An 11,970-nucleotide genomic window follows, 5' to 3' on the forward strand; every position below is an offset into this window, starting at 1 on the left:
CCTGTATCTTTTGCGGTGTCTAAAACTGAAATATCTGAGACACTGGCTGCAATTGCTATATCAGCTTCGTAACGTTTTTGCATTAAAAACACAAAGTTAGACTCTGTTAAACTATACTTTCGCTGAAAATTTAATAATTTTTGTTCCTTATTTGGAAGTTTTGTTAGCTGATAATTATATGAATTTAATCTTCTTTTACTATTTCTTAAACTAACTTTTGTTGCTTCTTTTAATGATGATAAATTTTCAAGCAATACCTTTCTAGCAGTTTCAATTTCTGCATTAATTAATTTTAAAGAAGGGTGGTTTTGAGTTACTTCTTTAGCTAATTTTTCTTTATTAACTGAAAGCCTAGTTAATTCACCAACCATCGAAGAAATTGAACCGTCTTCAATATTTATAATTGCAGGAGCTGGGATTCTAGCATAGTTAGAATTTGATTTTATATATGATTCTAGGTTTTCAAAATATTCAATTCTATCATTTAATTGTCTCTGCATTTTATCCAAACCTGTTGTTTGAGAAAAAATTTCACCACCTTGAGCAGACAAATCATAAATAGAATTCTTTTCTTTAAATTTTTCAATATTATCTTCAATAAGCTTTAAGCTATCTGAAGTATTTTTAAATTGTGCATCGATAAATCTTTTAGTATTATACGCATAATTTGTTTTTTGTTCTAACTCGTAATCTGATAGTACTTCAACAGTTTTATTTAAAAAATCTACAATCCTGTTTTTATTAGTTCCTGTTAAGGACAATTCAACCAGTGACGTTCCTGAAAGCCCTTTAGCTCTTATATTTTGATATTTTTTAGTAGTTTGGTTAATTGTTTTTAGTTTTATAAAAAATGATTTTCCAACTAAAAGTTTTGAGTTTTTATGAACAACAATTTCTGCTTTTAAAAAAGGTACGTTTATATATTCATCAATCAAATATACTTGAGAAAAACTGTTCTTTTCAACTTCTAATTTCTTAGTAGAATTATCTTTATAATTAATCAAATTATAGTTAGAACCTTCTTCAAAATTAACAGATAATTCAAAACTATTAGTATCTATAAAATTAATTTTAATAAGCGTGTTTAATAATTGATATTGGTTTGGTTGAAGGTTAATTTCAAAATCTACTTTTCCATAAACATCTTCTTTCCTAAATCGACCTTCTTTTAAGTATTCAATATAAAATTTTAATTCTTTTACTACTTTTTCATTATGAGTTCGAGATATTAACGATTTTCTTATAGATTCAACTTTGTCACTTACTCCTCCCCAATTAAAAGCAATATTAGTACCTGATGCAAATAGTGGATTTTGCTTTTCTTTAACTTCAATTGTGGTTTCTAATCCATAAATTTTTTCAGCTGATATATTGAAATAGTACGCAATTCCTAAAGCTATTAAAATTGCAAATAAAAACCATTTCCAATTTGCTAAAACTCTAAATATATAATCTTTAATATCTGAAATATGTTCAGCTCTATTTTCAATAAGATTAAATTTATTCTCCATTGCAAAATCTATAAATTTTTAACCAATAATACCGAACTCACCAAAAAGGATAAAACAGTTACAACTGTAGAAAAGGATTGTAAACCTGTTGTTCCTGTCCCCCAAGCTTTTTGCTTTAATGGTGCTACATAAATTACATCGTTAGGTTGTACATAAAAATTTTCTGATTCAAATATGTCAATTTTTGTGAGATCTAATTTATATTTTTTTACACCATCTAATGTTTTCCTAATAAGTGTAACATTCTCCCTATTCCCTAGTTCTGAAATTTCGCCGGCGTTAGCAATAGCATCAATAATAGTAACTTGGTTTTGAGTTAAATTAATGGTGCCTGGAGAACCTACTTCACCTGCAACCACAAATCTAATTCCTGCTAATTTTACAGTTACAAAAACTAGCTCTGGTTTTTTTAAAAACTTACTTAATTCTCCTTCAATTTTTAATCTTACTTCATTTTCTGTATAACCTAAAATATTTAAATTTCCAATATATGGCATTCTTATATTTCCATGTCTATCAACTGTATATCCTGTAAAATATAAAGATTCACCTTTATTAGTATTTGTTTGGCTACTATTTTCACTTTTAAATAAGGATACAATTTCAGGATTATCTGCTTTAATATCAATATATAAAATATCATTCACTTGTAAACGATAAGGTTCGTTATTTAGCTTATAAAGTTCCGATTTACTTATTGGCTCTCCCTGAAAATAAGTCATTTGTTTGGTTGATACACAAGAAGGTAAACAACTTAAAATCAATACATATAAAAAAAGTTTCTTCATATAAATTTAGTGTAGTAAGCAAATATAATTTTAAATAGCAGATTAAAATAATATTTCTACTATTTTCGTGTTAAATTTCATTTAAAATGTGGTTCAAAGTTAAGTCATTTATTTTATTTTTATTTAAATCAACCAATCAACACGGTGTACATTCTCCATTTGTCTATAATTTAATTACCAATTGTTTTTATTCCAAAACAAATAGCACTAAAATTATTTTGGTGAAAAACATGAAACAATGGCTAAAATCAAATAATAAAATTATCACAGTTACTGATTTTGGTAGCGGTTCTAAAATATTTAAAAATAACGAAAGAAAAGTATCAGAAATTGCTAAAGTTGCAGGTATTAATTTAAAAAAGTCTCTTCTTTTAATTCGGATTATCGATTATTTCCAACCACAAAACGTTCTTGAAATTGGTACTTCGGTTGGTTTAAGTTCCGCCACTATTAGTGTTGGAAATTCAACTTCTCACATTAAAACACTTGAAGGTTGCAAAAATACAGCAGCTGTAGCAAAACAATTATTTACAAATTTTAATTTAGAAAACATTAAAATTACTGTTGGAAACTTCAATAAAACACTACCATTAATAATAAAAAATAAAAAATTTGATTTAATTTATTTCGATGGAAATCATCAAAAAGAAGCAACATTATATTATTTTAATTTGTGTGTAGAAACAGTACATAATAATTCTGTATTTATTTTTGATGACATTCATTGGTCTTCTGAAATGCAAGAAGCTTGGCTAATTATAAAAAATCACCCAAAAGTTACAATAAGTATTAATACTTATTTTTGGGGAATCATTTTCTTCAGAAAAGAGCAAGAAAAAGAACATTTTACAATTAGAGTTTAACTAACAATAAATTATTAAATTCACGTTATGAAAATTTATACTAAAACTGGTGACAAGGGAAAAACTTCGCTTTTTGGTGGAACACGTGTTCCAAAATATAATTTACGCATTGAAGCGTATGGAACGGTTGATGAATTAAACTCTTATATTGGTTTAATTCGTGATCAAAAAATTGAGGAGCATACATCAAATATCTTACTTAAAATTCAACATGAATTATTCACTTTAGGATCTATGTTAGCAACTCCTCCAGAAAAAAAAGTATTAAAAAGTGGAAAAGAACGTTTAAACATCAATAAAATTAATTCAAAATCTATTGAATTATTAGAAAATGAAATGGATTCTATGAATAAATCATTACCAACTATGACACATTTTATTTTACCAGGCGGACATACAACCGTGTCATATTGTCACATTGCTCGTTGTATATGTAGAAGAGCTGAACGTATAAGTACACAATTAAGTGATGAAAGTAGTATTGAACCACAAATTTTAGTGTATTTAAATAGACTTTCTGACTACCTTTTTGTACTGGCACGAAAATTGACAATTGATAATAACGCTCAAGAAATTAAATGGATTCCTGAGAAAATATTGTAAGTTCTTTTTAATTGTAAAAAAAAGTAATAAAAAACTTGACTATTTAAGTAAAAAAATTATTTTTGCAGAAATTTAATACGATAAACACATGTATTGGACATTAGAATTAGCATCGTATTTATCAGATGCACCTTGGCCAGCAACAAAAGATGAATTAGTAGACTATGCTATTAGAACTGGAGCACCTTTAGAAGTTGTTGAAAACCTTCAAGAAATTGAAGAAGAAGAAGAAAGTTTCGATAGTATTCTAGAAATTTGGCCAGATTATCCTTCCGAGGAAGATTATCTTTGGAATGAGGATGAATATTAAAAAAAATAAATAAACACTAAAAAGTCTCCGTTGAGGCTTTTTTTTTGGTTTATTAACTATATTTTAAACATATTTTAAGTCTTTTAAAATTAAAATATTTTAAATTCGCTTTTTAAATAAAATACAATTAAGATTACACAAAAATTAAGTAATCAATAAATAATTGACACATTAACTATGAGTATAATAAATTCCGTTCTTAAAGTATTTGTTGGAGATAAAAAGAAAAAAGATTTAAAACTGCTTCAACCAATTGTTGCCAATGTTATTGCTTTTGAAAAAGAAATATCTGGCTTAACAAATGATCAGTTAAGAGAAAAGACTAATTATTTTAAAAATAAAATTGTTGAAGTAACTAATGAATTTAGTTCAAAAATAAAAGAACTTGAAGAGGAAACTCATAATTCCAATGTAGATAGAAAAGAAGAAATCTATACTGAAATTGATGAATTAGAAGATAGTTCGTATGAAGCTTCAGAAAAGGTATTAACAGAAATTATGCCAGAAGCCTTTGCCGTTATCAAAGAAACTGCAAAACGATTTACTGAAAATGATTCAATTACAGTAACTGCAACACCTTTTGATAGAGAACTTTCTAGTACTAGAGATAATATTACTCTTGAAAATGAAAAGGCTACTTGGGCAAACGTATGGGATGCGCAAGGAATAAAAGTTACTTGGAATATGGTTCATTATGATGTGCAACTAATTGGAGGGTTTGTATTACACCAAGGTAAAATTGCTGAAATGATGACTGGTGAAGGTAAAACATTAGTTTCTACTCTTCCTGTTTATTTAAATGCACTTACAGGAAAAGGTGTTCATGTTGTAACGGTAAATGATTATTTGGCAAAACGTGATGCAGCTTGGATGGGGCCAATTTTTGAATTTCACGGACTTAGTGTAGACTGTGTCGATCATCACGAACCAAATTCAGATGCACGTAGAAAAGCTTATAATTCAGATATTACGTATGGTACAAATAATGAATTTGGTTTTGACTATTTACGTGATAATATGTCACACTCACCAAACGATTTAGTGCAAAGACCACATAATTACGCTATTGTGGATGAGGTGGATTCTGTATTAGTTGATGATGCACGTACACCGTTAATTATCTCTGGAGCAACTGCAAACGCTGACCGCCATGAATTTAATGAACTAAAACCAAATGTAGATGAAATTGTTTCTATACAACGCAATTATTTAACTGGTGTTTTAGCTGAAGTAAAAAAATTAATTAAAGAAGGAAATACAAAAGAAGGTGGTTTTTTACTACTTCGAGTTTATAGAGGGCTACCAAAAAGTAAAGCATTAATCAAGTTTTTAAGTCAGGAAGGTATAAGGCAACTTTTACAAAAGACGGAGAACATTTATATGCAAGATAACAATCGTGAAATGCCTAAAATTGATGAGGCATTATATTTTGTAATTGATGAAAAAAATAACTCTATTGAATTAACCGATAAAGGAATTGCCTTTTTATCTGGTGATGACGGAGATGAAAACTTCTTTATTTTACCTGATTTAAGCATTAAAATTGGGCAAATAGATAACGAAGAAAGTAGTCCTGAAGAAAAAACTGCTAAAAAAGAAGAATTATACCGTGATTATAGTATAAAAAGTGAACGAATTCATACAATGAATCAGTTATTAAAAGCATACACATTATTTGAAAAAGATATTGAGTATGTTATTATGGACGATAAAATTAAAATTGTTGATGAACAAACTGGTCGTATTATGGATGGTCGTCGTTATTCAGACGGTTTACATCAAGCAATTGAAGCAAAAGAAAATGTGAAGATTGAAGCTGCAACACAAACCTATGCAACGGTTACACTACAAAATTACTTTAGAATGTACCGTAAACTTTCAGGTATGACAGGTACAGCAATTACTGAAGCTGGTGAATTTTGGGATATTTACAAATTAGATGTTATTGAAATTCCAACAAATGTTCCATTAATACGTGATGACCGAGAAGATTTAGTTTTTAAAACAAAACGTGAAAAATATAATGCAGTTATTGACGAGATTGAAAAATTAGTAAATCAAGGTCGTCCTATTTTAGTAGGAACAACATCTGTTGAAATTTCAGAATTATTAGGAAGAATGCTTTCTATTAGAAAAATTAACCATAATGTTTTAAATGCAAAATTACATAAAAAAGAAGCTGATATTGTGGCACAAGCTGGTAATGCTGGTATAGTTACAATTGCAACAAATATGGCCGGTCGTGGTACAGATATCAAATTATCTGATGAAGTGAAAACTGCTGGAGGTTTGGCTATTATTGGTACTGAACGCCATGATTCTCGTCGTGTAGACCGTCAGTTACGTGGTCGTGCTGGTCGTCAAGGGGATCCAGGTTCATCTCAATTTTATGTTTCTTTAGAAGATAACTTAATGCGTTTATTTGGCTCAGAACGTATTGCAAAAATGATGGATAGAATGGGATTAAAAGAAGGTGAAGTAATTCAACATTCTATGATTACCAAATCTATTGAAAGAGCACAGCGTAAAGTTGAAGAAAATAACTTTGGTGTACGTAAGCGATTACTAGAATATGATGATGTAATGAACTCTCAACGTGAAGTAGTATACAAACGTCGACGCCATGCATTATATGGAGACCGTTTGCAAGTTGATATTGTAAATATGGTTTTTGATACTTGTAGCTTATTAATTAGAGAAAATAAAATTACTAGTGATTATCAAAATTTTGAATTTGAATTAATTCGGTTTTCATCAACAAACTCACCTTTTACTGAAGAAGAATTTAAAACACTTTCAGAACAAGAACTAACAGATCAACTTTTTGATATTGTTTACAAACATTATAAAGAAAAGTTAGAACGAAGTGCAAAATCAGCATTCCCTGTTATTAAAGATGTATATGAAAATCAAGGTGATAAATATGAACGAATTGTAGTTCCTTTTACTGATGGTACTAAAGAACTAAAAGTTGTTACAAACTTGAAAGAAGCTTATGAAACTGAAGGAAAAGGATTAGTTATCGATTTTGAAAAGAATATAACCTTGGCTATTATTGATGATACTTGGAAAGATCATTTACGCCAAATGGATGAGTTAAAACAATCGGTTCAAAATGCTACTTATGAGCAAAAAGATCCTCTTTTAATTTACAAGTTTGAATCATTTGAATTATTTAATAGTATGCTTGATAAAGTAAATAAAGAAGTTTTATCATTTTTATTTAAAGGTGAATTACCTTCACATGATGCTAATCAGGTTTCGCAAGCAAAAGAACGAAAACGTGATAAAGTTCAACTAAGTAAAGAAGAATATAGCAGTCAGACTGGTGATACTCAAACCAATCAAACACAACAGCCTCAAGTAGTTGAGACTATTATTCGTACTGAGCGTAAAATTGGTAGAAATGAAAAAGTAACCATCAAAAATGTAATGAGTGGTGAAAATAAGTCTTTAAAATACAAGCAAGCAATTCCTTTAATTCAAAAAGGAGATTGGGTGTTGATTGAAGAGTAAAATAAATATATTAAAATAATAAAAAAGCTCAAATTAAATTTGAGCTTTTTTTTATACTTTTTTATTCTTATCATAAGGTATATTATTAAGAATGTGTTTTATGGCATCTACTCTTGCAAATGTTTTTCTATTTGCTCTAATTATTTTCCATTTCACAACACCTTCTTTTGTTTTTGAAAACATTTTATTTTTATACGCTGTATAAGTATCCCATAATTCTTGTGCCTGTTCATCAACGGCAGTCATTTTCCATTGTTTTAAGGGATCACTTTTAATATCATCAAATCTTTTAGCTTGTTCTTTTTTAGAAATTGACATATAAATTTTCACCAAACGTATTCCTGATTCTGTAATCATACTCTCAAAATCATTTACTTGGTTCATGAAAATTTCATGTTCTTCTTGCGTACAAAAACCATTTACAGGCTCAACAACTGCTCTATTATACCAACTTCTATCAAAAAAAACTAATTCACCAGCCTTTGGAAATTGTTTTACATATCTCTGAAAATACCACTGAGACTTTTCATCTTCTGTAGGTTTTGGCAATGCAACTATGCGCAAATGTCGTGGATTCATTCTCTCAGTTGCTCGTCTAATAGCACCACCTTTACCCGCTGCATCTCTTCCTTCAAAAATAACAATTATACGTTCATTTTCATCTATGACCCAAGACTGTAATCTGATTAATTCAACTTGTAATTTTTTTAGTCTTTTCTCATATTTCACATATCTAACAGCCTTTTCTATATTATATGGCTCTTTTGATAGTAATGCAGTTAGCCCTTTATTTGTATTCAGGATTTTAACATCTTCTTGAGTTAATATATATTCTTCGTGCATACTTAATCTATTTGGTTTGATGAACGATAATACCTCATAATAATATTTGGATCTGGTAATAATGTAGTTAAAGCTTCGTCTTTACCATCATAATCAAATTGCGATAGGACATATCTAATGCATTCTAAACGCGCTATTTTTTTATCATTAGCTCTAACCGTTATCCAAGGACTATAACTTGTGTGTGTTTTACTAAACATTTGTTCTTTTAAATAGCTATATTTATCCCAAAGCTCTTGCCCTTTTTTATCTACGGGACTAAATTTCCAACGCTTTAATGGCGTTTCTAAACGAGCATTAAATCTATCTAATTGCTCATTTTTTGAAATTGAAAACCAAAATTTAATCAATATTAATCCATCTTCATACAACATATGCTCAAATTCAGGTACTTGAACCATGAATTTTTTATATTGAGTATCTGAACAAAAACCCATTACAGGTTCTACAACTGCCCTATTATACCAACTTCTATCGAAAAATACTATTTCACCTGGATTTGGTAATTTACGTATGTATCGTCTAAAATACCATTGCCCCTGTTCAACTTCAGTTGGTTTATTTAAGGCAACTACCCTCATAGAACGAGGGTTTAAATGCTCTGTAAATCGTCTTATATTCCCTCCTTTACCGGCAGCATCTCTTCCTTCAAAAATAATTGCTACTCGCTTATTATTTCCAGAAATCCAATGTTGAAGTTTTACTAATTCAATTTGTAAACGGCGTAATTCTTCTTCATAAAATAATTTTTTATTTACTTTATCAATTGAAATCTTCTTTTCTTTTATTAATTGTAAAAGCTCATTATTTGAAGTTACTTTTTCGAAGTCTTCAATTGTTAATTTTGTTGATTCTTCCATTAATAGTCATCATTTTCAACAGTTACACATCCTGTAGGGTTATTTGATATTTGCAATTTTACATCTGATGGTGAAATATAAGGAATTCCTAATCCTAATCCACGTAAAATAAATAATAATCCAATAATAACAACAAAAATTGGTATGGCTTTTTGAATTTTTGTTCTTAATGAAAAACTTACAAAGTTTCCTATGAACACTGCAGCGCTCATCATTGGTATTGTGCCTAAGCCAAATACTGCCATATATAATGATCCTTGGATTGCATTTCCTGTGGAAATTGAGCCAATTAAAGCCATATAAACTAAACCACAAGGTAAAAATCCATTAAAAAAACCTATTAAAAATAATGCTTTATTAGATTTTTTATTTAAATAAAAACCTAGTTTAATTTTAACTTGTGCTATAATTTTATAAAGTGGTTTTGAAAAATTATATTTATTAAATATTGAAATTGGAATTACAATTGTAGCAATCATTATAACACCCATTAATACAGATAAACGTTGTTGAAAACCTGCTAAATAAAGTCCTTTCCCTATAAAACCAAACAAAAGTCCAATTAAAGAATAACTTATTAATCTTCCAAAGTTGTACAAAAATGTTTGAAAAAACACCTTGCTTTTTGAGGATCTATCAACGGGTAAAACAAAGGCAATTGGTCCACACATACCTATGCAATGAAAACTTCCTGCCAATCCTAAAACAAGTGCAGTCCAAAGCATCCTAATACATTATTTTTTCTTTAAACAAAAAAGCTTTATTATTAGCCGTCCAATCTATTTTAATATTCCAAATACCATCTATCAATTTATCTTTACCAATCAAAATGTCATTATTAATTAGTTTAATTGGTAGTTGAAAGTCAAGTTTATAATTTGAAAATCGTTGGAAATAAATTGTTCCTTTTATTTCTTTATCCTTAAATTCATCAGTAAATTTAATTAACAAACCATTATTGGTATGTTCAATAATTACATTTTGCTTTAAATTAGAAGCATTATTTAACTTATCAATTTCTTGTTGATAATTTAATTCATCTAAATAATAATGTTCTGATACTAAATGATGATCATATTTATGAACAAAAGTAGCTTTATACACAAATGATAGAATAAATATCATAAATGATGCCAATGCTAAAACAATACCCATTGGCCATGTAAATTTAATTTTCTTCATTATTTAATAATTAATGGTCCTGTAAAATTCGTAGTTGTAGTCTCAATTAACTTTCCATCAGAAAAAATACCCAATTTTAATTTTTCCTTTGAAGATTTTAAATCTGATTTATTAATTTCAATAAATAATGTACTATCTTTTAAATCTTGTTTTTTAATTGATAACATGCCCCCAACCATAATAACATTTCCTTTATGAGAAATTAATTTAATAGCTACATTATTAATATCTCTTGTAGTTTTATTAATTAATGTAATTGTATACACATTTTTTACTGTAGTTGCTGTAGATTGAAAAGTTTGGCCTGGTAATCTCAAAACTGTAGCTTCAACATCTGTACGTATAAACAACATGGTAACTAAAATACCAAATAAAATTGTTAAAACTGCAGAATATGCTATTAAACGTGCATTGAATTTAAATTTTTCTTTTTTCTCAATTTCATCTTCTGAAGCGTATCTAATTAATCCTCTATCAAATCCTACTTTATCCATTATACTATCGCAAGCGTCAATACAAGCAGTACAATTTATACATTCTAACTGAGTACCATTTCTAATATCAATTCCTGTTGGGCAAACTTGTACGCATTGTTTACAATCAACACAATCTCCAATCCCTATTTCTTCCCTGTTTTCATTTTTACGAAACGATTTTCTACCACTATCACCTTCTCCTCTAACAAAATCATACGCTACATTAATTGATTTATTATCTAATAATACACCTTGTAATCTTCCATAAGGGCAAACAATAATACAAACTTGCTCTCTAAACCAAGCAAAAATAAAGTAAAAAACGACTGTAAATACTAATAAATTAATTAAAGTTCCTATGTGGTTTGACGGTCCTTCTAATATATATTTAACAACAACATCTGAGCCAATCAAATAAGAAAGAAAAACATTAGCAATTAAAAAGGATAATATAAAATATACAGTCCATTTCAAGGCTCTTTTGGTTATTTTTTCAACATCCCAAGCTTGTTTGGAAAGTTTTATTTGTTTAGATCTGTCACCATCTATTAAATATTCTATTTTCCTAAAAACCATTTCTAGAAAAATTGTTTGTGGGCACATCCATCCACAAAAAATTCTACCAAAAATTACCGTAAAAAGAATGACAAAAACGATGCTTACTAGCATAGAAATTACTAATAAATGAAAATCTTGAGGCCAAAATGGAAATCCAAAAATATTGAATTTTCTATCAATTACATCAAATAACAAAAATTGATTCCCATTAACTTTAATAAAAGGTGCAGACATTAAAAATGCAAGTAAAACCCAACTTACAATGGTTCTATAATTATAATAACGTCCTTTGGGTTTTTTTGGATGAATAAAATTCCGTTCCCCACTTTCTGTTATGGTACCAATGGAATCTCTAAATTTTTCTTTATTCGAGTTATTCTCGCTTTGCATGCTTTTAAATTATTTTTTAGTTAGTTTTTTTAAAAGGTTGTAAATTTAATATTATATGTTTTACTGAACG

11 protein-coding genes are annotated in these 11,970 nt (G+C 28.5%); 4 read left to right on the forward strand and 7 right to left on the reverse strand.

Going from position 1 to position 11,970, the window contains the following annotated elements; all coding sequences use genetic code 11:
• Positions 1–1,511, reverse strand: a 1,511-nt coding sequence (locus QM495_RS00850) for a GumC family protein (protein WP_408670212.1), incomplete at its 3' end; no start/stop codon positions are given.
• 8 nt (positions 1,512–1,519) lie between these two features.
• Positions 1,520–2,299 carry a polysaccharide biosynthesis/export family protein gene (locus tag QM495_RS00855; protein ID WP_408670213.1) on the reverse strand — a complete coding sequence of 260 codons (780 nt, stop codon included), beginning with the start codon at positions 2,297–2,299 and terminating at the stop codon, positions 1,520–1,522.
• Between the two features lie 86 nt (positions 2,300–2,385).
• Here QM495_RS00855 and QM495_RS00860 point away from each other — a divergent pair, with 86 nt between their 5' ends.
• The 4 genes from QM495_RS00860 to secA all read left to right on the forward strand — a co-directional run bounded on the left by QM495_RS00860 (position 2,386) and on the right by secA (position 7,591).
• Entirely contained in the window at positions 2,386–3,162 is a 777-nt protein-coding gene (locus tag QM495_RS00860; protein ID WP_408670214.1) for an O-methyltransferase, read from the forward strand.
• A 27-nt stretch (positions 3,163–3,189) separates the two neighbouring features.
• On the forward strand, positions 3,190–3,765 hold the full coding sequence (locus QM495_RS00865; protein WP_408670215.1) for a cob(I)yrinic acid a,c-diamide adenosyltransferase: 576 nt from the start codon (positions 3,190–3,192) through the stop codon (positions 3,763–3,765).
• An 88-nt stretch (positions 3,766–3,853) separates the two neighbouring features.
• Complete coding sequence (locus QM495_RS00870) at positions 3,854–4,075, forward strand: DUF2795 domain-containing protein (RefSeq protein ID WP_408670216.1); 222 nt, start codon at positions 3,854–3,856, stop codon at positions 4,073–4,075.
• A gap of 177 nt (positions 4,076–4,252) precedes the next feature.
• Positions 4,253–7,591 carry a preprotein translocase subunit SecA gene (gene secA / locus QM495_RS00875; RefSeq protein ID WP_408670217.1) on the forward strand — a complete coding sequence of 1,113 codons (3,339 nt, stop codon included), beginning with the start codon at positions 4,253–4,255 and terminating at the stop codon, positions 7,589–7,591.
• 51 nt (positions 7,592–7,642) lie between these two features.
• Here secA and ppk2 (QM495_RS00880) read toward each other — a convergent pair whose 3' ends face one another.
• From ppk2 (QM495_RS00880) to ccoG, 5 genes are read right to left on the reverse strand one after another with little or no spacing between them, the layout of a single operon-like run.
• Positions 7,643–8,434, reverse strand: a complete 792-nt coding sequence (gene ppk2, locus QM495_RS00880) for a polyphosphate kinase 2 (RefSeq protein ID WP_408670218.1) — start codon at positions 8,432–8,434, stop codon at positions 7,643–7,645.
• Positions 8,435–8,436: 2 nt separating this feature from the next.
• On the reverse strand, positions 8,437–9,294 hold the full coding sequence (gene ppk2 / locus QM495_RS00885) for a polyphosphate kinase 2 (protein ID WP_408670219.1): 858 nt from the start codon (positions 9,292–9,294) through the stop codon (positions 8,437–8,439).
• Complete coding sequence (locus QM495_RS00890; protein WP_408670220.1) at positions 9,294–10,019, reverse strand: sulfite exporter TauE/SafE family protein; 726 nt, start codon at positions 10,017–10,019, stop codon at positions 9,294–9,296. The genes ppk2 (QM495_RS00885) and QM495_RS00890 overlap by 1 nt, the downstream gene beginning before the upstream one ends.
• Position 10,020: 1 nt before the next feature.
• On the reverse strand, positions 10,021–10,476 hold the full coding sequence (locus QM495_RS00895; RefSeq protein ID WP_408670221.1) for a FixH family protein: 456 nt from the start codon (positions 10,474–10,476) through the stop codon (positions 10,021–10,023).
• Positions 10,476–11,900 carry a cytochrome c oxidase accessory protein CcoG gene (gene ccoG, locus QM495_RS00900; RefSeq protein ID WP_408670222.1) on the reverse strand — a complete coding sequence of 475 codons (1,425 nt, stop codon included), beginning with the start codon at positions 11,898–11,900 and terminating at the stop codon, positions 10,476–10,478. Before ccoG ends, QM495_RS00895 begins: the two co-directional genes overlap by 1 nt.
• Positions 11,901–11,970: the final 70 nt, after the last annotated feature.

Source organism: Lutibacter sp., from assembly GCF_046055765.1.
Lineage (GTDB): Bacteria > Bacteroidota > Bacteroidia > Flavobacteriales > Flavobacteriaceae > Lutibacter.